Here is a 22,266-nt window from a genome sequence, read left to right as displayed (position 1 = left end):
CTTAATTACAGTGTCAAATACTCAGCAACCGGCCCAAGTACAAGCACTGGGAAAAACGTAAGTGCCCCTACAATAACGGTAGTTCCAATTAAAATGCCGCTAAATAAAGACGTATCCGTTTTAAATGTCCCCGGTGTTTCAGGAACAAGCTGCTTAGATGCTAGTGAGCTTGATACCGCCAGCATCGTAATTAGTCCGAAGTAACGTCCAATATACATAACAATTCCCGTAGAAATGTTCCAAAACGGCGTTGCGTCACCGAGTCCTTCAAAACCAGATCCATTGTTTGCTGCTGACGATGTAAATTCATACAGTGCCTGACTTAAGCCGTGAAAGCCTGGGTTTGATATACCTTCTATTCCTAAATGAGTAGTGAGCGCTACGGCGGTTCCCCCTAAAATTAACAGCGGCTGCAGAATAAGCGTCACGGCGATTAGCTTCATTTCTTTTCCTTCAATTTTTTTACCTACGTATTCCGGGGTTCTTCCAACCATTAAACCTGATAAAAATACGGCGATGATGACGTACATCATGACATTCATAAATCCTGCTCCGACACCGCCAAATACAGTATTTAACATCATATTTCCAAGCGTTAACAACCCGGTAAGAGGCGTAAGAGTATCGTGCATCGCGTTAACCGCGCCTGTTTCACTTGCTGTCGTCACGATGGCGTACAGAGTTGACATACCGACACCAAACCGGACTTCTTTTCCTTCCATATAACCGCTCGCTTCATTTAGATGAAAAGCATCAAGTCTAGGGTTACCGCCCCACTCTGTTACAAACGCTGTGCTTAAGATAACGATAAACAGCATACTCATCGCTACAAACAAGATGCGACCTTGCTTACGCTGTCCGATCATTTTTCCGTACGTAAAAGGAAGTGCGGTTGGCAATAAAAGCATAAGGACAATTTGTAATACATTGCTCAACGCGTTAGGATTTTCAAATGGATGAGCCGAATTGACACCAAAAAACCCTCCTCCGTTGTTGCCTAGCTCTTTGATTGAAAGAAAAGAAGCAACTGGTCCCCTTGCTATTTGCTGTGTTGCCCCTTCTAATGTATGGGCAGTCACCGTTCCGCTTAACGTTTGAGGAACACCTAAAAACGCAAATAAAATGCCTGTTATAAAAGCGATAGGAAGTAAAACACGCGTAATTGATTTCACAAAATCAACAAAAAAGTTTCCCATTTCCTTCCCTGCCAACCCACGAATAAAAGCGATTGCTACTGCAAGTGCCGTTGCTGGTGCAGCAAACATCATAAATACAACGGCGGCCATCTGCGAGAAATAAGACAAACCTGATTCACCGCTGTAGTGCTGCAAGTTCGTATTTGTCATAAAACTAATGGCCGTGTTAAAAGCAAGGGCCGGATCCATTCCTTTGATGTGGCTTGGGTTAAGCGGCAGTACCCCTTGAAACCGGAAGATAAGATACACCACAAAAATCATAAACGTATTCGCCAAAACGAGAGCAAGTGCATATTGCTTCCACGTCTGATTATGCCCTTTAATTCCTGCCGCTTTAAACATCACCGATTCTATCTTCCCTATCAAGCTAGTGTTTTTATCGTTTGAAAACACATTCGCTATATAAATACCTACGGGCTTTGCAATAAGCGCTACAAAAACAAGCAGCAGCGCAACTGATAGTAGAAAAATCCCCACGTTTTATTCCTCCGCTTATTAAAATTGTTCTGGATTTAACAGTACATATACTAAATAAATTAAAACGAGAACTGAAATACCTAACAAAATGAACGACATGTTCACTTCTCCTCTCTTTCGTCTACTACATGAGACGACCAGCAAATAATTCCGTACATAGCAGCTGTTAATATGGCAAGCGTTCCAAGCATGATCATATCCAAGTTGCTCCCTCCTAACTGTTTCTTACCACCAATGATTAAGTGTAGTGACTGTTTCTGTGCGTAAAGCATCACGCCCAAGTGAGCTAGCTGCGAAAGGTTATTTTTGATTGTTTATTCCTCACGTATTGTTGATCTCGTTTTAAAAGCCCTACTATATCCTCTTTACGGTGCAGACATAACCTGCTCTCCTATTTTTTTCATTAAAAAAACCGCAGAAGAGAGTCCTCTTCCGCGGTTTAATGCACGACAAATAAGCCGTGATCGACACGAATTTTTTTACTCCCAAAACGCTTACGGAGTTAGCTGTCGGATTCGGGTTATGGAAGTAACCCTACTCAGTTAAGAGATTCACCCCTAGTACATACGTACAAAATATTGGGTCCCCCGCTCATAATTGATTAAGCGTATATTTGTTATTTAATTTTTAGGCTTAATTATGTTTTTTACTGCTGCGTTTAATACTTTGATTAGCTAACGTAGACAAATAGCGGTTTGCTAGATCAAAAGATTGCTGATCGCATATTGCTCGATATTCAATCATTTGAATCATTTGCTTAGATATATGCATCTTGACGCTCCTTTCACCTATATTTTGAAAGGAACGCGCTATCCGCTGTTATAGAAAACGACCACCATTACACCATCCTCTCTCTTAACGCTTACGAAGTTAGCTGACGGGTTCGGGTCAAGAAAGTAACCCTACTCAATTATGAGATTCACCCCTAATAATTGGGTCCTCCGCTCTTTCCCTCTCTTTCAGGAAAGACTCAGCGTTTCACTGTGGAACGTTTCATGAGAGTAATCTTACTCCTGTTAAATTTTACTGTCAACAACATTTTTTGAAATTTTAAAAGCTTTATTTTTTGCTGTTTATTCATTATTTTAAAATAATAGATTCAAAGAAAAAAAAGCGTTCTTATCTCCTCGATAAGAACGCTTTTTTTAGCTCATTTTCTCAATTTCATTTACAAGAATTGAAATGGCATCCGTTTTTGTTGCTTCACGCATTGTACGCTTCATCGTACTTGCCTGCTGCTGAAGCTCATTTACTTCACGCAAAAACAGCTCTTTTGTTAACTGTTCTTCTTCTACAACCATACAGTAGCCTTTTTTCTTAAAGGATTGTGCATTTAAAATTTGATCTCCGCGACTTTGTGCTTTTGATAAAGGAATAATCATCATCGGTTTATGAAGAGCTAAAAACTCAAAAATGGCATTGGATCCGCCGCGTGTAATCACATAATCAGTTGCTGCTAGAACATCCGGAAGCTGTTCATTTACGTATTCTAACTGACGGTAGCCCGACTCTTTTTCAAGGCTTGTATCAATATTGCCTTTTCCGCACAGGTGTACAATTTGAAATTTCTTTTGCAGTTCAGGCAAGGATTCTCGAACAATTTCATTGATGCGGCGTGCTCCTAAACTTCCGCCCATAATCGTTAAAATTGGGCGCTTATCATAAAAGCGAAGCCAGCTTTCCCCGTTCGCTGCGCTTCCGCTAAATAATTCTTTTCGAATAGGTGAACCAACAACCTGCACTTTTTCTTTTGGAAAATAGTTTGCCGCTTCATCAAAAGAAGTAAAAATTTTAGTGGCAAATTTCTGCGCAATTTTATTTGCCAGTCCCGGTGTTAAATCACTTTCATGAATGAACACGGGAATGTTTAGCGATTTAGCAGCCATTACAACAGGAACTGTGACAAAACCGCCTTTTGAAAACACAAGAGAAGGCTTTAGTTTTTTCAGCACGCGACGTGCATCGCCAACTCCTTTTGCTACTCGAAATACATCTTTTACATTTTCCATATCTACGTAGCGACGCAGCTTTCCGCTTGAAATTGCATGATATGGAACGTTTAATTTTGTAATTAATTCTTTCTCGATACCATTGTGAGAACCGACATAATGGATATCCCATTTTTCACTGTCTAATTCTTTCATAATGGCAATGTTTGGTGTTACGTGTCCAGCTGTTCCGCCTCCGGTAAAAACGATAACTTGCTTACTCATTTTTTCTTCCTCTCTTTACTTCACTTAATTGATCTGTTTTGACATCAATTTTTATCTGATCTTTTTAGCATGCAATCTGACATGTAAAACGATGGTTTTATTATAGCATTTTTCTTTTTACATATGTATGATAAGGCGTATAAAAGCATGCTATACTTTTCATAGGGAGTGATGATAATGAACAAATCTGCACCTGTAGTAAAAGGTGATACGGTGGATTCCGAAACGCGCTGCATGCACTACCGTACGGATAAAGATATTATTGCAATAAAATTTTATTGCTGTAATACATATTATCCATGCTATCAATGTCATAACGGACATGCTGATCATGATATTAAAACGTGGCCAAAAGCTATGTTTAATGAAAAAGCTATTCTTTGCGGAGTATGTAAACATGAGCTATCAATTCATGAATATTTAACCTGTAACTCGACTTGCCCTCACTGTCGTTCTTCTTTTAATCCCGGATGCAGCCTGCATGGACACATTTATTTTGAACAAAAAAGCTGAACAAAACGTCGTTCAGCTTTTAAAATAACTGCTCATCTATATTTAAAATGGAAGGAAGCAGACCTGGGAACAAGTCCTCAAGTTCTTCTAAACGCAAGGAATAATAGTGCTGCGTACCTTCTATACGTAGTTTGATAATTCCAGCTTCGCGAAGTACTTTAATATGATGTGATAGCGTTGATTTTGATACATTTAATTTTTGATAATACGAACAGGTCTGCTCCTTTCTTGTCGCTAAACACTGTACAATTCGCAGCCGGTTAGGATCACTCAACGCGTGTAAAATAGGCGTTAATTTAATTTCAGATTTCGGTGGTTGATAAGGTTTTCTCATGCTTAAAATATAACACAGCTTCTTTTGTGTATCAATGTTCGATAACTTTCGAACTAAACTCCTTGCACTGTTATTTAATTGGTGTTATAGTTTCATTGTTCGATGATATTCGAACTTATCTTCATTTTAATCATAAATTGAATGAAAGATCAAAAACAAAACAAATAATATAAAGCACCATCATTATTAAAGGAGGAATCACCCATGATTCATTTACAAGCTTCAATGAAAGTTAACCCAGCAAAAAGAGAAGAATTTTTAGAAAACGTACAAGAACTAATTAAGCATTCTTTACAAGAAGAAGGAAACAGCAACTATCAACTATTTGAAGATGCTTTTACACCTAACACATTTATGATGATTGAAGAGTGGAAAAGCGAAGAAGCAATTCAAGCACACAATAAATCAGCTCACTTCCAAAGTTTTGTAGCATTTGCTCAAACTGGCGTACTTGTAGCACCTTTAGATGTAAAAACATTACAAGGCTAAGAATAACTTCTTTGAAAGGATGACGCATCATGAATGAAGCAATTCGTACAATTCAAGATCACCGTTCTATCCGTCAGTATACAGACGAAGCAGTAAGCGACGAGCATTTAGATACGATTATCCAATCTGCTCAGTCAGCCGCTTCTTCTATTAATGGACAGCAAGTTACTATTATTAGCGTCCAAGATAAAGAAAAGAAGAAAAAACTTTCAGAGCTTGCCGGCAACCAAGCGTGGATTGACCAAGCTCCTCTATTCTTAATCTTTTGCGCAGATTTTAATCGTGCTAAGATTGCAGCTGAGCTTAACGATGCTCCTCTTGGCGTAACTGATGGGCTTGAGTCAATTTTAGTCGGAGCAACCGATGCTGGAATTTCGTTAGAAGCAGCAACAGTTGCAGCCGAATCACTCGGTTTAGGTACAGTCCCAATCGGAGGAATTCGCAGAAAGCCGCTAGAAGTCATTGAACTGCTGGATCTACCGGAATACGTATTTCCAGTAAGCGGTCTTGTGGTTGGACATCCGGCAGATCGTTCTGCGAAAAAGCCTCGATTGCCACAAGCGGCCGTGCACCATCGTGAAAGCTATAATCACGACTTAAAGTCATTGATTCAAGACTATGATGCTGAAATGGCAGAGTATATGAAAAACAGAACAAATGATGCAGATGACCGCAACTGGTCACAAACTGTATCAGCTATTTATAAAACCATTTATTATCCAGAAGTTCGAGCGATGCTTGAAAAACAAGGATTTAAATTCGAATAACCAAAAGCTGCGATGAACATCGCAGCTTTTTTATCTACTTTAACAGCGTGCTGAATAGACTAAAAGTAATACTCAATAAATGAGGTGTTGATATGGAGTTTATTTTAATTTGTAATTTTCTTTTAAGTGCAACCGCAGCGTTTTTATTGGTGCCGGCTGTTACAAAAAAGCACACTCTTCACGTGACTTTACTTTCTCTCCTTTTCCTCCTTTCAATTGTCCCGACTTTTCTTCTCGCTAATCCACATATCGGCGTTTTACCTTGGGCTATTCGAGACGGTCTTCTATTGTTCGCTGCTTTCCTTTTCTTTTATTTAACCTTCACTTTAAACAAATGGAAAACGCTTTTGTTTCTTCTTCTATTTTTATTGTCGATTGCTCCTCTTTCCTACGTCGTATATGATGAATTCACGCATACGTATATAGATGCCAATATTGGGCTTGGCCTAGGCTTTTTACTGACATGGCTCTTAACAGCTCTGTACAATATTTTGGCTATTCTTCGATTTTTTCGTCAGAAATCTCAGTAAACACATCAAAAGTTAACAAACAAACGAATAGTTGATTTTATTTAGTATACGCTAACAACTGCACAGTCCTTCTCTTTACATAAAGCTGTGTATACTAAAAAAGGAGTGATACTTGATGAAACGACTATTCGTAATGGTAGCAGTAATTGCCTTCTTGGCACTTAGCCGCATGTTAGTATTTGCCGCTGAAACACCTCCTGCTGCAGATGAGCGAACAGCTCAAAATGCAGAAGTTCGCATCGTTCATGCTTCACCGGATGCTCCTGCTGTAGACATTTTTGTGGATGACAAAGCTTTAGTAGAAGGAGCAAAGTTTAAAGATGTCTCCAACTCCCTGCCTTTGTCAGCTGGTTCTCATAAAGTAGAAGTATACGAAGCGAAGACAAAAGGAACAAAAGATTCCATCATTGAAGCTACCCTTGTTGTAGACGGTGGAAAATCGTATACAGTGGCCGCTGTAAATAAAGCAGAAAACCTTGAACTACAGGCTTTCACGAATAATAAGCAAGGAATGGATGGAAAAGCAAGCTTACGTGTTGCTCATTTATCTCCTGATGCTCCTGCGGTAAACGTAGGTCCTAAAGGTGCTGCTCCTTTATTTAAAGATCTGTCTTTTAAAAGCATTTCAGGTTATCAAGTAGTAAATCCGGGTTCGTATGATTTATCTGTTTCCACAGCAGATGGAAAAGAAGTACTAAGTCTTCCTGGAACAAATCTTCAAAGCGGTAAAAACTATACGGTTCTCGCAGTAAATACTGCTGACAAGCTTGAGACCATTGTTTTACAAGATAATTAATTAAAAAACGTCATTTCAATTGAAATGACGTTTTTTATAGACTGCGCTGAATAAATTCTTCTTTTTTGTACTCATAGGTAGAAATATCGTTCCACAATCGTTTTGAAAGCTCGTATTTCATACCTTCATATTTTTTTCTAGCACGTTCGCTCGAGCGTAACTGCTCCCTGAAATTAATTCGTTCATTCCAGTAAGGTGATTCACTGACCGTTACGTACACATGACTTCTTCTAGCATCATGCGGAATGAGCTTACGGGCATTTTTAGCTGTCATAATTGGAGGGTAGTGTGCAGCTGGAACGCCTTCTTTTAATAAGACAAACATCTCTTTTTCCGCTACATATACGTGGGATTTATTTTTTAATATAGCGCGCACTTCATTTATGTCTTCTTCACGTTTGACTCCGATTAAAATATCAACGATTGGTGAACCTGCCAATCCTGGAACGGACGTGCTTCCAATATGTTCGATGTCTACTGAAAAGTCTTTTAGTGTATTAAGCAACGCTTCTTTTTCCATTTGATACAAAAGCGACCACTTTGTTTCATACTGAACAATCTTTCGCATATCAGTTTCCACCCTTTCACTTTTTTATACTGTACCATGTTTTAAAGTAAAAAGAAAGAATTTTCTAACTATTTACTTTTAGTTTATGCTAAGAGCTTTACACCCCTATAGACAGGCTTTGTATTATTTTATATATTTTTGTTATTTTTATTCTACATGTTTCATAATTGTGGATGTTTCCTCCTTCAAAAGATAGATACGCTTTTATTTTCTATTTTTCCTCTATCATATTCACACTCAGCTGTTTTATACTATTTTACGTTTTTGCTAGTAGAAGACATATCCTCAAAATGCAGATGAACAAAGGATTAAAGGTCTTTAATATCGCTAAATTCCACCTTTAATATAATTATATTTTACATTAATGTAAAATTTTATAGTCAAGGATGGCAGATAGTTCAAATTCATTATACAATTGAATTTCGACATATAGTATGATGGATAATATCGGTATTATGAGATAATAGTAGATTTCACTCAAAATTTTGGACTATTTGCCGATATATGCTTTGTATACCAATAACCTTATGTTGAAATTTGTAATTTGCAAGGAGGAAAAAATGAATAAAAAACATGTCATGTACACAGCCGTTTCTTCTGTTCTTTTAAGCTCTTCATTGCTTTTTTTGCATTCAATTGATGCAGATGCAGCTGAATCGGCCAAAGTAACTGCTACATCGTTAAATGTACGTGCAACGCCTAGTACAAGCGGTGCTATCGTTGGAAAAATAACGAAGGGAAACACCGTTAATATAGTAGATGAAAGCAAAGGATGGGCTAAAATTACCTATAACGGTAAAGACGCTTGGATTTCATCTCAATACATAAATAAAACGCAAACAAACAGTACGTCTACCGAAAATTCAACATCGAAGTCAGCGATCGTTAATGCCAGCTCATTAAACGTTCGGTCTTCTGCAAGCACAAGCGCGTCCATCGTGACGAACTTACCGCGAGGTTCCAAAGTAACGGTGGTAAAAGTCAGCGGATCGTGGGCACAGATTAAAACGGCAAGCGGCCAAACGGGCTGGGTGGCAAGTCAGTACTTACAAGCAGGCTCGGATTCTTCTACGCCGACTAATGATTCAGGTTCTACGTCAGCCAAGTCAGCGACCGTTAATGCCAGTTCATTGAACGTTCGTTCTTCAGCAAGCACAAGCGCGTCTATCGTGACGAACTTATCGCGAGGTTCCAAAGTAACGGTAGTAAAAGAAAGCGGGTCGTGGGCACAGATTAAAACGGCAAATGGCCAAACGGGCTGGGTAGCAAGTCAGTATTTACAAGCAGATTCCGGACAGTCTTCACAAACAGCCCAGTCTATTCAAATTACAAAAGCTTCAAATTTGCGAAGTCAGCCGAGCTTAAATGCGGGAATCATTCGTGTAGCAAGAGCAGGTGAAAGATTCAAAAAAGTAAATGAAACGAATGACTGGGTGCAAATTCAATACTCTGCGAGTCAAACAGCATGGGTATCAAAAGGGTTAACAGCTGCGGCTGGTTCTACACCTTCAGCTAGTTTGCCTTCTCCTTCTGCTGCTTTAAAAGATAAAATTATTGTAGTAGACGCTGGGCACGGCGGATATGATCCTGGCACTTCAGGCAAGTCATCGATTGAGAAAAGTTTAGCGTTAACAACAGCAAAACTTGTGGCAAGCCGCTTAGCTAATGCTGGAGCAAATGTATTTATGACGCGTTCAAACGATACTTTTATCTCACTAAGCGGACGAGTGAACGTTAGTGAAGCAAAGCATGCAGATGCATTTATCAGCATTCACTATAACGCTTCTACTGCATCTTCTGCAAACGGCATCGCATCATTTTATTACAGTGAATCCAAAGATAAAGAATTAGCAAAATACATTCAAGAAAGCATGGCTGAAAACGCGCCTTCTATGAAGGATATGGGGGTTCGTTTTGGAGATTATTATGTTACTCGAGAAAACAACCAGCGGGCTGTACTTCTTGAATTAGGCTTTTTATCAAATGCTCACGATGAGCAAATTGTTTCTTCTAACGCGTATCAGCAGCAAATATCTACAGGTATTTACCAAGGAATTGCTCGATATTTTGCAGCTAATAAATAATAAAAGCCCTCATTATGAGGGCTTTTATACTACCAGCTTGCTTTTTTAACACCTGGAATTTGCCCTTTGTAGGCTAATTCCCTAAAAGCGATGCGTGACATTTCAAATTTTCTAAGGTAGCCTCTCGGACGACCAGTAACGCGGCAGCGATTATTTAAGCGCGTTGGCGAAGAATCTCTAGGCAATTTTTTTAACGCTTCGTAATCTCCTTTTTCCTTCAGCTCTTGGCGCAATTGCGCATACTTCGCTACCATCTCTTGACGCTTTTGTTCTTTTACAACTTTTGATTTTTTAGCCAAATTCTTTGTCATCCTTTCGATTTATTACTTTTTTATTTGAAATACGTAATCATTACGATTTAATTATTTTGAGCAAGTTACTCCTTTAATCTAATCATATTCTCTTCATTCTTTCAACTTATTTGCTTCCACATTCACATGTAGCCTCCCCCCAGGCTGCTGCATAAACATAAATAAAATTGTATGTCAAATGTAATTAATTCCTTCATCTCCTATATCATACAAAGAGCCCTAAATATTCCATATTGTAGGAGGATTTGTATTTACAGATAATATTTCAATAATATTACAGTTCATTTACATATTAATAACTTCGACAAATTTAGCGGTTATCTAGTATATAATCATCTTAGAAATTCCAAAAATAATATTTTGCGTACTCAATAAAATATAAAAGTAAAGGTGATTAAAAATGAAATCGACTGGTATTGTAAGAAAAGTAGATGATTTAGGTCGTATCGTAATTCCTAAAGAGTTAAGACGTGTTCTTGAAATAGATGTAAAAGATCCTGTTGAAATTTTTGTCGAAACAGATCGAATTATTTTAAAGAAATATGAGCCGAACGGTGCTTGTGCGATTACTGGCGAAGTATCTTCTGACAACGTAACAATCGCAGATGGCAAATTAACTTTAAGCCGCGAAGGTATGGAGTTATTGCTTGAAGAGTTAAAACAACGTAATTTCTAATAATAAGAAAAGCAGCTGCTCATATGCAGCTGTTTTTCTTATTGATAAAGTTTTTTCTTCGCTTTCTGATTTTCAAATGCTATACTCAGAAGCGAATACATAATAAAGGAGCCTTTTATCATGACAGTTGAACAAATGACCCATCACTTTTTAGCACATCGAAACGTAACTAATGAATTAATCAACAAAATTGAAGCAGGTCACTACGAATACAAGCCTGCCCCGACATCTATGTCCGCTTTTGACTTATCTACGCATATTTTAACATCCTTTTATGCATTTGCATCAGTGGTAAAATCCGGTGATTTATCTCCACTTGGTCAAAAAGCTGATTTTAGCGGTAAGTCATTATCAGATCTTTCAGCTGAATATACCCAAAAAACAGTAGACGTATTACGTTCACTAAGTGAAGATGATTTAAACAAGACCATTGACGCAACTGCAGCGTTTGGAAGAAAGCTTCCCGGAAGACAACTTTTACAAATGGCCATTGATCATGAAATTCATCATAAAGGAAATTTATACGTCTACGTACGTGAGATGGGTCATACAGATCTTCCTCTATTTGTTCAGTTCGGTTAATGGTTAGAAAATAGTTCGTGCTTGTAAGCGCCCAAGCTAGAAGTTTGGTGCGCTTTTTCTTTGGAGTTTTCGGCATAATAAGTAAGATATATGGTATAATTCTATCAATAACTTCATATCTACTATTCAAAGCTTGTTTCTTCTTATAAAACGATAGTCATCATCTTTTACAAAGGAGGAATCACTTCATGAGTCAAACTGTTAATCAACAAAAAATTGCTCAAGTGTATCATCTTCCGTTTGTTTCTTCATTTGGAGGAAGTGCTATGAACCTTCTTTCTCCTCAAGCTGGCGAACATATTTTAGATATTGGCTGTGGCACTGGCGAATTTATTTCGCAGCTCAATAAGCTTCATGTCCATGCAACAGGCATCGATTGCTCTGAAAATATGATTGAACAGGCTCGTCATCAGTACCCGACTCTATCCTTTGAACAGTTAAATGCCCTTAACCTTCCTTATTGCGAACAATTTGACGCAGTTTTTTCCAATGCAACTTTACACGACATCCGTCCCCCTCACCTTGTCATTAAAAACATTTACAATGCTTTAAAACCAAATGGCCGATTTGTAGCAGAATTTTGGGGAAAAGGAAACATGGACGAAATTTTCACAGAAATCATTCGTCAATTTAAAACGTTTGATATCCCTTATAACGATGTAGATTTCCCATGGTACTTTCCTTCTGTAGCTGAATATTCTTCTCTTTTGGAATCACAGAATTTTCAAGTCACCACGGCCATTCACTACAGCCGTCCCTTCTTGTTAAAAGGGGAAAACGGCTTGCGTAATTGGCTAGAAACAAATGCAGCCCCTCTTTTTGCTCACGTGACGACAGAAACTAAAAATGTCCTCATTACGCGCTTAGAAAATCGAATGCAAGATAAACTGTTTCAAAATGGATCTTGGCTAGCAGAAGCCAAACATATACGTGTACATGCTGTAAAACGAGATTAAAAAATGGACGTGATTCTATTCACGTCCATTCTCGTTAAAGTGTAGCCAATATCCTTTTCCTCGAATCACTTCGATTTCTAAATATGTTCCTATTTTTTTGCGAACCCGGTAAATCAGCGCATTCAGCTCTTCCGCTGCTACTAGAATTTCTCCATTTGACTCTACTCGTTCAGGCCAAACGCTTTTTTTTAATGCTTCTTTTGAAACAAATTGATTGTTGTATTCTAGAAGATAAGCTAAGCACGCGTATTCTTTATCTGACAGAATATACGTTTCCTCTTTTACTTTTACTTTCTGCAAAATTGGATCTAATGTGTAAAATGGTTTATTTATTTGTTTTAGCAAAGGTCCTAAATCGAGGGTTGCATCCATATCATCATTTCTAAATACTAAAGCTGCCTCTTCATTTGCTAAGGTAATGACATCCTGCTCTTTCAATAAACGAGGGGTTCCAGGCTGTAACTCTTCTCCATTTACTTTTGTCCCGTGTTTACTAAACAAATCTGTAATGAAAAAGGCATTGCTTTCGTAAGTTACTTCAAAATGCTTGCGTGAAATGTAAGCACTTTGAAAGGCCAGATAAGGCTCCCATTCTTCACTGCTTCGTCCGATAATACAGGCTTTATCTTTTGGAATAGGCACGGAAGCTCCTTCATAAAAAGGAGCACCGTTCCGAATAATCAACATACCGTCCATTGTTTGCTCACACTCTTTTTTAAAATTTTCTGACTCTTATCATGTAATTATAACACTCACATTTATTGAGATTTCTTCCAACTTTGGATAACATCATAGTATAGTCAGTTATATGATAAAGGTTGTTGCCATGTAAGTAAACCTTTAGAGCAGTCCTTTTCTAACTGAAAAAATACGTATTCTTTGCCCTGCTGGAACGGGGATACAATTTTTTTGTAAAATAATTTGATTTTTAGTAACTTTGACATATGTTCTCTCTTTTTAAAGCAGAGTAAAATAGGAAAATACGTGAAATATTTACATAATGGAGGAAAACCAATGGGACGTTTGCCAAAAGATAGAGAAATTCAAGCGATTAAACGACGCGTTGCACTGGTATTGTTGATTATTGGATCATTTATTCTAACAGGTGCTAGCTTTAGCATTTATTGGTTTATGATGTTAAAAATATAAGGTTTTTTTATAAAATAAAGAAAAAAGACATGGTTTTGTTGAATTGCTCCCATGTCTTTTTTAGGTTCATTCTTTCTCAGACACTCCCGCAGATTGAAACGTGGCCATATTGGCAATCATCAGTGAAGCCGAGTGCAGCAGCGGAAATGTAACAGCAGCTCCACTTCCCTCACCTAACCGAAGATTGAGGTTGAGGAGCGGTTTCTTGCCAAGAAGCTTCATTGCACACGCATGACCTTGTTCAACAGATTCGTGACTAGCAAACATATAGTCTCTTGCTTGTGTATTGATTTCTGTCGCTAGAAGGGCTGCAACTGTACAAATAAAACCATCTACCAAAATAGGAATACGGTGAGCAGCTGCCGCCAGCATAGCACCTGTCATCCCGGCAATTTCAAGACCCCCTATTTTACTGATAATATCAATTGGATCCTGAGGGTTGATGTGCCTGTTTTGCAGCGCTTCTTCAATCACGTTGACTTTGTGGCGCAGTTGTTCATCAGAAATCCCTGTGCCCATTCCTGCAAGCTTAGAGACTTTTTCTCCTGTCAATACAGCTAAAATAGCCGTGCTTGACGTAGTATTTCCGATGCCCATTTCTCCTACAATCAAACATTTAATTCCTTGGGCAATAAGCTCTTCAGCTTCTTCATATCCGACTTGAACAGCCAATTCTGCCTCACTGCGCGTCATCGCATCTTCTTTATAAAAACTTGCTGTGCCCAGCTTCACTTTGCGTTGTACAAGGTCCTTATGGGAAAGGTCAGAAGCAATGCCGATGTCAATCAGTTTGAACTGTGCATCTATTTGCTGACTAAACACGTTAATAGCTGCTCCTCCCTGCAAAAAATTCAGCGCCATTTGTGCCGTTACGTCTTGCGGATAAGCTGAAACTCCTTCTTTTACAATTCCATGATCGCCTGCAAATACGAGGACTCCTGGCGGCGTGACCGTCGGAAAAACTTCCCCGGTCATGGCCGCTAATTCAACTGCTATTTCTTCGAGTCTTCCAAGGCTTCCTATCGGTTTGGTTAATGTATCAATATAGCGTGCCGCTTTTTCGCCAGCGCTTGTTTGAAGCGGTGGAATATAAACGTTTATCATATGTACAGCTCCTTTATTTCAGCAAATGTCTACCGTTTAATTTAACAGGATTTTGTTTATTCTGGCTAGTCTTTTTTAAAGTAGATAATTGGATAGAGTTCCCAAGACTTAGTTATACTAGTAAGAGTTGCGTATAGGCAGTATTTTGAAAGGAAAGATTTTATGACAACGAAACAGCACAAAAAGGAAAAGGCAGGTCGGCTCATTTATCGCTACATTATGATGTTAATTGGGGCTTCCTTGGCTGCCGTTTCTATTGAATTATTTTTAGTCCCAAATTCCGTAATTGATGGCGGTATTATCGGTATTTCTCTAATTTTAGTTTACTTAACGAAATTGCCGTTCAGTCTTCTTATCATCATTTTTAATCTCCCTTTTTTATATAGTGGATACAAACAAATTGGTCGTAACTTCTGCTTTTCATCTATGTTTGCAGTCGTTGCTTTATCCATTGTAGAATCTCAATTGCACCATGTTCCAGCTGTAACATCTGAACCGCTTCTTGCTACTGTATTTGGCGGACTGCTGTTAGGAGCAGGTGTAGGAACGGTCATTCGTCACGGTGGAGCGTTAGACGGAACTGAGATTTTAGGTATTTTATTAACAAAAAAAATTCCGTTTTCTGTGGGCGAATTTGTGATGTTTTTAAATATCTTCATTTTCGCTTGGGCAGGGTTTGTGCTAGGTTGGGAACAGGCTATGTACTCGATCCTTACGTACTATATTGCTTCTAAAACAATCGATGCGATTATTCAAGGGCTTGATGAAACAAAAGCAGCTTTTATAGTTTCAAATCACTATGAAGAGCTATCAGACGCTATTACGCATCGTTTAGGCCGCGGCGTGACGAAACTGTATGGTAAAGGCGGATTTGAAGGTACAGAAAAAGAAGTCATATACGTAGTTGTGACGCGTTTAGAAATTACCAAGCTTAAAACCATTATTTCCGAAATAGATCCACATGCATTTACAACCATTATGGATACCCAAGAAGCGCAGGGTGGCAAATTCAAATCAGCCATCCACTAACTATACATAAGCGTGGATGTCCCTGAGCATGCTAATAGCTGACTACCCGTAAAGGAGCTCACCACAATGAAAGAACAAATGTCCAACTTATTTCACCAATTAAAACAGTCGGTTTCCGATGTATCTGATAAGTTATATGACAAAGTACATACGCTGCAATCATCACCAGGAGTGAGTGTGTTTGAACTATATGAATGGATTAAAGAAAACCCAAGCACAAGCGTACAAAAGCAAACGCTGCTCGGAATTTCGTACTCTTTCTATACACTCCACGCAGACGGCGTTTTTTTCTATATGGAAACGAAATATGATTATTTACTTTACATGACTATTTATAGTCCAACACGTCATTATTTCACCTATCATTCTTACAGAGATTCTTTATCAACCGTGACTCCCTTGGCGTTTCCTATTACTAAATAATAAAAAGCTCCTCAATCGAGGAGCTTTCTTTATATGATTATCTTCCTTTTCGGACTTTAAAGATAAACAGCGCAAGCAAAAAACCGCTCGTCGCAGTTACTATTTTCCACGCGTTTAAGATTGGATTTTTTTTCAAGGTCCTGCTCCTTCCTTGCGGCTATACTAAAAATAGGATGGCCGCCTTTCAAACAGCTAGTCCAACTTCCCCCTACTATTGATACGATCATCTAACATATAGCCCACCGACATTTTCATCAATTTCACTTTTCATACTATAACATATTTTTGCCATTTAGTAGAAGTCTTAAAAGTAAAAGCTGCACTTCTCTTAAAAAAAACGGTATTGAACCCCTGCATTTTCTTTACCGTTCATTTTTTGAAAAAGGTTTTGAGCAACTTTATTTTCACTGCTGCACTCAGCGGTCATCCCTGCAAACTCATACTTTTGAGAATAGGCCAAGCAGATCTTAAACAAACGTTCACCAATTTTATTACCTCTGTTTAAAGGAGATACGTACAAGTCTTTTAAGATCGCTGTTTCTTTAAAATAATAGGTGCTCCACGATACGTACACCGTCGCAAAACCTACTAGTTTCCCTTCTAATTCAGCAACAAACTGGATACCATAGGAAGGATTATTCAATAAGCGCTTAATATGTAAAGTTAAAGCTTTCCGGGAAGGGGCAGGCTGCTCACAGAATTTTACTATATATTCTTGCATTAACGTAGCCAGTCGCTCTCGATCAGTTTCAACCCCCTGTCGAATGACAACCATTTAATCACTCCTTTTAGCTCAACGCTCTTAACATAATTCGATAGCCATATTTTTTTTCCTTTTGTTTTCGTGAAAAGCTTCCTACTTTTACACAAGGGGTATTTAAAGCAAACAACCTTATACGGCTTATGGTTGAGGAGAGAAAATACGATGTTTTAAAAAAGGTTGCAAATAGCAAGCAACCTTTTTTAGTTAGCAAGCGCATAATTCCGTAAGAATAAACCTACACAGCCGCTGATTACAATCAGTCCTCCTGCTGTTAGAAACGCCGCCGTCACATTTAGCGAAGCAACAGCTCCAAGCAGCAGCACCGAAAGTCCAAACGTCACATATGAAACGCTCAGCGTAGCGGAAAGCACCTTAGAAAGCTTTTCTAAAGGAACGGCCGTTTGTGTAAGCGTGTAAGAACACGTAGCGCTTATTTGAAGGGCAATGCCAATAGCAAAACTAAGTAAAAGTGAAAGAAAAGGAGCAGACATCACTCCGAACAATAATGTAAAAAAACCTGATAAAAGACTGCCTAGTGTTACGATATGATAAAGACTTTTCTCTTGTTCAACTGAAATCTTCAACAAAACGAAACCTCCAAGAACCGTTCCAACAAAAAAACTGCTGTTGATATATCCCCACCAAGCTTCATTTTTATTTAATATCTCTTTCACAAACACGTAGACAATTGCTGATGCCCAAACGCCGGCAGCCATTCCTTCTAAAACCTCCATGACTAATAAAACCCGCAGGCGCGGATAATGCCAAATTAGTTTCCATCCCTCTTTTAACCCTTGTTTTTGCTTCGTTTTAGCAGAATGAGCGTTAATGCGAATGGCCTGCATAAATACAAGTGACAAACTGAATAACGAAAATGACAGCCATAAAAGGCCAGTAGCATCCCAGCTGATGATCAGAAAGCTTCCAAGCGGATAGGCTGCAATTTGAATCGTTTGATCGGTGACATTGAACATACTGTTCCATTTTAACAGCTTCTCTTTATCTACTAAATGAGGAAGCATAGAGCTTTGAACCGGAGCTGCCCACCCATCAAAAAAAGCAATAAGCGCCACGCAGCACAGCATGCTGATAAGCGACATATGCCACAAGAAAAACATAGACAAAACACTGGTCTTCAAGAGCTGAGACACAACAAGAATACGCTTAGCCCTGTAGCGATCTATAAGAAAAGGTACAGTAAAACTGCTCAAAAACTTAGCAGCCGTAATGGTAAACGGAATGCATGAAAGCAGCACAGGAGAACTATTTTGAGCATAAAGAATGCTGATTAACGCAACAATATATAATACATCTGCTAAATTGGCTTGGCTTTGACCAACCCATAAAAAAAGTACGGAACGATTTTTCACGACAATCCCTCTTTCTTTTTAGTATGACTGAAAAGAAAGAGAATCCTACACGTAATCAACCCCTTTATATAGCGGCTTGCTTTTATCGACTTATTACAATCGTATGCCTTTTACAAAACACAACTTATATATATATTAAAAAATACAAACAGTTAAACAGTATCGTAAAAAATCAAGAAATTGTCGTGAAAACGAAGTTAGATTAACTATAGAATATCAGAGTTATAGAATCAATACTTTTTACATAATTTTCTTTTTTCTTCTTCTTTACTTCTAAATAACCTAAGCTTGCCATATACATAGATGGACGAGTACTCCTATTAAAATTTAACGTATAGGGTGAGGAATATTTTTTCGAGAGTGGTTTCGATTTGCTGTGGCAGCTTATTAATTGGACTAGGGCTAAACGGATTTATTGCTCCGTATCACTTACTAGACGGTGGACTTATAGGATTTGGGCTTATCGTATATTATGTGTTTGGAACTCCTATCGGAATGTCCATTTTCTTTTTGAACGTACCTGTCTATTTATATGCTTTTTTTCGTCATCGTCAAAACTTTTTTTATGGAAGTATAGGTTTATTTGTTTCTTTTTTTATGACAGAATGGCTGTCTATTCTCGAAGGTACGCTGGAGCTTCCTTTGCTTTTTAGCTCATTGCTTGGAGGCGCACTCGTAGGAATGGGAATAGGACTGATGCTTCGCTACGGGATCAGTTCGGATGGGCTTGATTTAATTGCTATTATTGTATCAAAAAAATGGAAAATCAATATAGGAATAACCATTTTTATCTTAGACAGTACGATTATGATAGTGGGCTTACATATTATCGGATTTACTGCTTTTTGCTACTCCATGCTTGTTATTACGATGAGCAGCATAATGATTATGCTCTTTACTTCTCCACGATGGCTATCTTCATAAAAAAAACGCTGGAAGTTCCAGCGTTTCTTTATCTGTTTCCGACTATCATATTGATGTGATTGTGTAGAACCGTAATCGTTGAAGGTGTTGTCGTTTCTTTTTCTCCATCACAATCTACCGTTTTTTCAGGAGTAGTTTCGATATGGATTTCTTTTGCACGAAAATGCATAAGGTTGCTTTCAGGGTTAAGCTGTTCCTCATCAGGGCTTGATTGTAACCATGCCATAACCGGCTCGATTCCCATTTCTTTAATAACGAATACATCTAATAATCCGTCTTGAAATGAGCTGTTTCCTAGCATAGCACGAGTTCCTCCTAAAAAAGGACCGTTTCCAATTAACACCATAACAGCTTCTCCTTCATAGGAAGCTTTTTCGCTCGTCATTTTTAGTTGAAAAGGCTCTGCTTGATTTAAGGTTCTACCTACGCTCATGTAGTAAGAGAGCTTACCAAATTTCTCTTTATTTTCTTCTAAAATATTTTCAGATACATCAGCTACGAGGCCGGTTCCCCAAAAGTTTAAAAAATAATCTTCGCCATGTTTTCCAACATCCACTGCCTCCGTCTGCTTTTCTATAATTTGCTCCACTGCTTTTAAAGGATTTTGATTCATTCCAATTGCACGCGAAAAGTCGTTGCATGTTCCACCAGGTAAAATAGCAAATACAGGACGTTGCTGCAGCGGAGCAAGAGCATTGATGAGCTCATAAATTGTCCCGTCTCCTCCTGCTCCAATAATGACATCCGCTTTGCCTTCCAATTTTCTTACCAGATCGGCACCATCTCCAGGTTGCTCTGTTTTATATAAAGTAACCGTCTCAAATGCAGTGTTTAACCGATCACATATAAAGTCAATTTCATTCACTAATTTCTTGTTTCCTGCATTTGGATTCAAAATCACTGCTGCCTTCATCTTTCTCTCTCCTCTATTCATACTTCCGTTTCACCTTTTTTCCCTTTATTTTAAAAAAACAAACCTTTTCAAATATGAACGTTTTATGAAACCATTCCAATAGTACTTTTTTTACTTTCAAAACCTGCTATAATAATTTTCGGACTTGTATTAACAAAAGATGGTTATTGAGAGGAGCTTTCTATACGTGTCAATAAAATGCATGACGCAGCTATTTGCAAGTTGTTTTGTTTTTTTACTTTCCTCAGTCGCTACTTGGTATAACGGCTCTTCGATGCTTGAAGGACCTTTATCAGCTAGTTTGACCGGAGGGCTAACAAAGTCCTCGGCGGTTCATCACTATTCTCACATCGATTATTTGTTATATACAATTAAATTCCACCCTCAGTTTCCAATTATGATGATGGTGAGCGGAATTTATTTGATTGTATTACTATCTATTATTGGCTTCAAAAAGCGGTATGGATTGATTAGCTCCTGCTGTTTATGTATCACGGCTCTCTTATGCTACAGCAGCTACAAACTTTCACATACCCCTACCGAAGGTGAGCACGCCATGATTACCTCTAGCTTAGCTGCAGCAAGTTTATGCTTAGCAGTCGGATTATTCTATTTATTAAAACGATTTTATTCTCAAAAAGAATATATTTAACCATATGAAAAAACGTCGGATTTACCGACGTTTTTTATGTGAAAGCGAGTTTATTTATTGATTTTGTTCAACTGGCGTATAACCTATATAAGCAGACTGAGGTCGGTAAATACGATTATTTTCTGACTGTTCTACGACATGAGCTGTCCAGCCAACTACACGGCTTGCTGTGAAGGTTGGTGTGAATAGTTCAGACGGAAGCTCAACCGCTTTCATAACCGCTGCAGCGAAATATTCTACATTGGTATAAATGCCTCTACCCGGCTTGTATTCATTGAGTAATTCAATGGTTTTATCTTCAATTTTAACAATTAAATCAAATAGCCCGTTGTCTCCTGAGATTTGTTTCGATACTTCTTTTAATGCTTCTGCTCTTGGATCATGTGTACGATAAACACGATGACCAAATCCCATGATTTTCTCTTTGTTATCTAATTTTTTACGAACCCAAGGCTCAATATTCTCTTCACTTCCAATTTCATCAAACATGGTAATAACACCAGAAGGAGCTCCTCCGTGAAGCGGACCTTTCATCGCGCCAATTGCTCCGCAAATAGCTGAAACCATGTCAGATTCGGTAGATGAAATAACGCGCGATGAGAAAGTTGAGGCGTTCATCCCATGCTCAATTGTCAAAACAAAATATGCGTTCAGCGCAGTAACCAAACTTTGATCTGGAATTTCTCCGTTAATCATGTATAAATAGTTTGCTACATGATCCAAATGCTCGTTAGGCTCTACTACTTCTAAATCATTCATTTTACGATACCAATAGGCAATAATAGTAGGTGTGACCGCTGTAATGGCAAGCGCCTGCTCTTTTGTCGGAGGCCAGCTGTATGAAGGGTCTCCTAAAGCTGAGATACATGTGCGAAGCGCGCTCATCACTTCTGTATCTTTTGGCAAACAGTCCATTAACGCAACAATATTAGCCGGAAGCGTACGATGAGTCACCATTTTTTGTTTAAATGCTTTTAACTCATCATGATTGGGCAGCGTGCCGTTCCAAATTAAATAAGAAACTTCTTCAAAAGAATAATTGATCGCCAAATCTTTTGCCCAATATCCGCGATAAATCAGCTGACCTTTCTCTCCATCAACATGCCCTACTTTTGTTTCAGCTGCAACGATTCCTTCTAGTCCTTTAACGTATGTCATCTCAACCACTCCCCCAATTATTTTTAACAAACAGGCCCTTTTTTCTATGTACGGCTCGTTTGCAGAATGAATAGACTCACCTTAGTGGTGCACTATACCATTTTATTCCTCTTTCTTAATTGTCAGAACAGTATACAAAATGAACATTTCAACACGTGTTATTTCTGCGCTCGCGGCTTTGTTTTACGGGAGAAAAAAATATTTTTCTAGAATTTTCTTCGAGGGTGATTTTTTGTTAACGCTTACAAATATGCGGGTTTCTAACGTATTTAGAGGAATTTCATGTGCT

General features: G+C 38.4%; 27 protein-coding genes and 2 riboswitches. Of the genes, 14 read left to right on the top strand and 13 right to left on the bottom strand.

The window, feature by feature from the left end:
- Positions 1 to 5 precede the first annotated feature (5 nt).
- The 4 genes from kdpA to MMB69_RS09165 form a co-directional block, all read right to left on the bottom strand.
- A complete protein-coding gene (gene kdpA / locus MMB69_RS09175; protein ID WP_221784364.1) occupies positions 6 to 1,667 on the bottom strand; it encodes a potassium-transporting ATPase subunit KdpA in 1,662 nt (553 codons plus the stop codon).
- Between the two features lie 24 nt (positions 1,668 to 1,691).
- Positions 1,692 to 1,772 carry a K(+)-transporting ATPase subunit F gene (kdpF, locus tag MMB69_RS27290; RefSeq protein ID WP_063611563.1) on the bottom strand — a complete coding sequence of 27 codons (81 nt, stop codon included), beginning with the start codon at positions 1,770 to 1,772 and terminating at the stop codon, positions 1,692 to 1,694.
- Positions 1,773 to 2,150: 378 nt separating this feature from the next.
- A riboswitch (cyclic di-AMP (ydaO/yuaA leader) is annotated at positions 2,151 to 2,291 on the bottom strand.
- A gap of 15 nt (positions 2,292 to 2,306) precedes the next feature.
- Positions 2,307 to 2,444 carry a hypothetical protein gene (locus MMB69_RS09170; protein WP_221784338.1) on the bottom strand — a complete coding sequence of 46 codons (138 nt, stop codon included), beginning with the start codon at positions 2,442 to 2,444 and terminating at the stop codon, positions 2,307 to 2,309.
- A gap of 72 nt (positions 2,445 to 2,516) precedes the next feature.
- Positions 2,517 to 2,659: riboswitch (cyclic di-AMP (ydaO/yuaA leader) on the bottom strand.
- Between the two features lie 159 nt (positions 2,660 to 2,818).
- The gene (locus MMB69_RS09165; RefSeq protein ID WP_029714620.1) at positions 2,819 to 3,886 is read right to left on the bottom strand and encodes an undecaprenyldiphospho-muramoylpentapeptide beta-N-acetylglucosaminyltransferase; all 1,068 of its coding nucleotides are present in this window, start codon (positions 3,884 to 3,886) and stop codon (positions 2,819 to 2,821) included.
- A 177-nt stretch (positions 3,887 to 4,063) separates the two neighbouring features.
- Here MMB69_RS09165 and MMB69_RS09160 point away from each other — a divergent pair, with 177 nt between their 5' ends.
- Positions 4,064 to 4,399, top strand: coding sequence for a CHY zinc finger protein (locus MMB69_RS09160; protein WP_050689852.1), 336 nt, complete (start codon positions 4,064 to 4,066; stop codon positions 4,397 to 4,399).
- 19 nt (positions 4,400 to 4,418) lie between these two features.
- Here the strand turns inward: MMB69_RS09160 and MMB69_RS09155 are convergent, their stop codons facing one another.
- The gene (locus MMB69_RS09155) at positions 4,419 to 4,733 is read right to left on the bottom strand and encodes an ArsR/SmtB family transcription factor (RefSeq protein WP_221784336.1); all 315 of its coding nucleotides are present in this window, start codon (positions 4,731 to 4,733) and stop codon (positions 4,419 to 4,421) included.
- A gap of 204 nt (positions 4,734 to 4,937) precedes the next feature.
- On the opposite strand from MMB69_RS09155, the gene MMB69_RS09150 reads away from it, so the two are divergent.
- The 4 genes from MMB69_RS09150 to MMB69_RS09135 all read left to right on the top strand — a co-directional run bounded on the left by MMB69_RS09150 (position 4,938) and on the right by MMB69_RS09135 (position 7,315).
- Complete coding sequence (locus tag MMB69_RS09150; protein WP_013057729.1) at positions 4,938 to 5,222, top strand: putative quinol monooxygenase; 285 nt, start codon at positions 4,938 to 4,940, stop codon at positions 5,220 to 5,222.
- A 29-nt stretch (positions 5,223 to 5,251) separates the two neighbouring features.
- The gene (nfsA, locus tag MMB69_RS09145) at positions 5,252 to 5,989 is read left to right on the top strand and encodes an oxygen-insensitive NADPH nitroreductase (protein ID WP_277447609.1); all 738 of its coding nucleotides are present in this window, start codon (positions 5,252 to 5,254) and stop codon (positions 5,987 to 5,989) included.
- A 92-nt stretch (positions 5,990 to 6,081) separates the two neighbouring features.
- On the top strand, positions 6,082 to 6,519 hold the full coding sequence (locus MMB69_RS09140; RefSeq protein WP_277447608.1) for a hypothetical protein: 438 nt from the start codon (positions 6,082 to 6,084) through the stop codon (positions 6,517 to 6,519).
- Between the two features lie 115 nt (positions 6,520 to 6,634).
- Positions 6,635 to 7,315 (top strand): DUF4397 domain-containing protein, encoded by a 681-nt coding sequence (locus MMB69_RS09135; protein ID WP_221784332.1) that lies wholly within the window; start codon positions 6,635 to 6,637, stop codon positions 7,313 to 7,315.
- A gap of 34 nt (positions 7,316 to 7,349) precedes the next feature.
- Here the strand turns inward: MMB69_RS09135 and MMB69_RS09130 are convergent, their stop codons facing one another.
- Positions 7,350 to 7,883 (bottom strand): GrpB family protein, encoded by a 534-nt coding sequence (locus tag MMB69_RS09130; RefSeq protein ID WP_028412757.1) that lies wholly within the window; start codon positions 7,881 to 7,883, stop codon positions 7,350 to 7,352.
- Positions 7,884 to 8,443: 560 nt separating this feature from the next.
- Between MMB69_RS09130 and MMB69_RS09125 the strand changes: the two genes are divergently transcribed.
- Positions 8,444 to 9,967, top strand: a complete 1,524-nt coding sequence (locus MMB69_RS09125; RefSeq protein ID WP_277447607.1) for an N-acetylmuramoyl-L-alanine amidase family protein — start codon at positions 8,444 to 8,446, stop codon at positions 9,965 to 9,967.
- A 29-nt stretch (positions 9,968 to 9,996) separates the two neighbouring features.
- Here the strand turns inward: MMB69_RS09125 and rpsN are convergent, their stop codons facing one another.
- Complete coding sequence (gene rpsN, locus MMB69_RS09120; RefSeq protein WP_013083817.1) at positions 9,997 to 10,266, bottom strand: 30S ribosomal protein S14; 270 nt, start codon at positions 10,264 to 10,266, stop codon at positions 9,997 to 9,999.
- Between the two features lie 412 nt (positions 10,267 to 10,678).
- Here rpsN and MMB69_RS09115 point away from each other — a divergent pair, with 412 nt between their 5' ends.
- The 3 genes from MMB69_RS09115 to MMB69_RS09105 all read left to right on the top strand — a co-directional run bounded on the left by MMB69_RS09115 (position 10,679) and on the right by MMB69_RS09105 (position 12,492).
- A complete protein-coding gene (locus MMB69_RS09115) occupies positions 10,679 to 10,954 on the top strand; it encodes an AbrB/MazE/SpoVT family DNA-binding domain-containing protein (protein ID WP_013057736.1) in 276 nt (91 codons plus the stop codon).
- A gap of 120 nt (positions 10,955 to 11,074) precedes the next feature.
- A complete protein-coding gene (locus MMB69_RS09110; protein ID WP_221784328.1) occupies positions 11,075 to 11,536 on the top strand; it encodes a DinB family protein in 462 nt (153 codons plus the stop codon).
- 188 nt (positions 11,537 to 11,724) lie between these two features.
- Complete coding sequence (locus MMB69_RS09105; protein WP_221784327.1) at positions 11,725 to 12,492, top strand: class I SAM-dependent methyltransferase; 768 nt, start codon at positions 11,725 to 11,727, stop codon at positions 12,490 to 12,492.
- A 15-nt stretch (positions 12,493 to 12,507) separates the two neighbouring features.
- Here the strand turns inward: MMB69_RS09105 and MMB69_RS09100 are convergent, their stop codons facing one another.
- Positions 12,508 to 13,188: an FHA domain-containing protein gene (locus tag MMB69_RS09100; protein WP_221784325.1), complete on the bottom strand. Its 681-nt coding sequence runs from the start codon at positions 13,186 to 13,188 to the stop codon at positions 12,508 to 12,510.
- Between the two features lie 288 nt (positions 13,189 to 13,476).
- Here MMB69_RS09100 and MMB69_RS09095 point away from each other — a divergent pair, with 288 nt between their 5' ends.
- Positions 13,477 to 13,641 (top strand): hypothetical protein, encoded by a 165-nt coding sequence (locus tag MMB69_RS09095; RefSeq protein WP_221784323.1) that lies wholly within the window; start codon positions 13,477 to 13,479, stop codon positions 13,639 to 13,641.
- Between the two features lie 66 nt (positions 13,642 to 13,707).
- Here MMB69_RS09095 and cobT read toward each other — a convergent pair whose 3' ends face one another.
- A complete protein-coding gene (gene cobT / locus MMB69_RS09090) occupies positions 13,708 to 14,745 on the bottom strand; it encodes a nicotinate-nucleotide--dimethylbenzimidazole phosphoribosyltransferase (RefSeq protein ID WP_221784321.1) in 1,038 nt (345 codons plus the stop codon).
- Between the two features lie 162 nt (positions 14,746 to 14,907).
- Between cobT and MMB69_RS09085 the strand changes: the two genes are divergently transcribed.
- The gene (locus MMB69_RS09085) at positions 14,908 to 15,774 is read left to right on the top strand and encodes a YitT family protein (RefSeq protein ID WP_013083822.1); all 867 of its coding nucleotides are present in this window, start codon (positions 14,908 to 14,910) and stop codon (positions 15,772 to 15,774) included.
- Between the two features lie 66 nt (positions 15,775 to 15,840).
- Entirely contained in the window at positions 15,841 to 16,197 is a 357-nt protein-coding gene (locus MMB69_RS09080) for a hypothetical protein (RefSeq protein ID WP_050689861.1), read from the top strand.
- A 328-nt stretch (positions 16,198 to 16,525) separates the two neighbouring features.
- Here MMB69_RS09080 and MMB69_RS09075 read toward each other — a convergent pair whose 3' ends face one another.
- Both MMB69_RS09075 and MMB69_RS09070 read right to left on the bottom strand, forming a co-directional pair.
- On the bottom strand, positions 16,526 to 16,972 hold the full coding sequence (locus tag MMB69_RS09075) for a GNAT family N-acetyltransferase (protein ID WP_269871701.1): 447 nt from the start codon (positions 16,970 to 16,972) through the stop codon (positions 16,526 to 16,528).
- Positions 16,973 to 17,160: 188 nt separating this feature from the next.
- Positions 17,161 to 18,330, bottom strand: a complete 1,170-nt coding sequence (locus tag MMB69_RS09070; RefSeq protein ID WP_269871700.1) for an MFS transporter — start codon at positions 18,328 to 18,330, stop codon at positions 17,161 to 17,163.
- A 360-nt stretch (positions 18,331 to 18,690) separates the two neighbouring features.
- Between MMB69_RS09070 and MMB69_RS09065 the strand changes: the two genes are divergently transcribed.
- Positions 18,691 to 19,254 carry a YitT family protein gene (locus MMB69_RS09065; RefSeq protein WP_029322703.1) on the top strand — a complete coding sequence of 188 codons (564 nt, stop codon included), beginning with the start codon at positions 18,691 to 18,693 and terminating at the stop codon, positions 19,252 to 19,254.
- A 28-nt stretch (positions 19,255 to 19,282) separates the two neighbouring features.
- Here MMB69_RS09065 and MMB69_RS09060 read toward each other — a convergent pair whose 3' ends face one another.
- Positions 19,283 to 20,167: a diacylglycerol/lipid kinase family protein gene (locus MMB69_RS09060; protein ID WP_269871699.1), complete on the bottom strand. Its 885-nt coding sequence runs from the start codon at positions 20,165 to 20,167 to the stop codon at positions 19,283 to 19,285.
- 187 nt (positions 20,168 to 20,354) lie between these two features.
- On the opposite strand from MMB69_RS09060, the gene MMB69_RS09055 reads away from it, so the two are divergent.
- A complete protein-coding gene (locus MMB69_RS09055) occupies positions 20,355 to 20,819 on the top strand; it encodes a DUF4306 domain-containing protein (protein ID WP_223260182.1) in 465 nt (154 codons plus the stop codon).
- 54 nt (positions 20,820 to 20,873) lie between these two features.
- On the opposite strand, the gene MMB69_RS09050 is transcribed toward MMB69_RS09055, so the two are convergent.
- Complete coding sequence (locus MMB69_RS09050) at positions 20,874 to 21,977, bottom strand: citrate synthase/methylcitrate synthase (RefSeq protein ID WP_016764746.1); 1,104 nt, start codon at positions 21,975 to 21,977, stop codon at positions 20,874 to 20,876.
- Between the last annotated feature and the right edge of the window lie 289 nt (positions 21,978 to 22,266).

This window comes from Priestia sp. P5 (assembly GCF_029522155.1).
Taxonomy (GTDB): Bacteria; Bacillota; Bacilli; order Bacillales; family Bacillaceae_H; genus Priestia; species Priestia megaterium_E.
The sequence above is the reverse complement of the archived record's forward strand: the minus strand, read 5'-3'. Positions and strand labels throughout refer to the sequence as shown.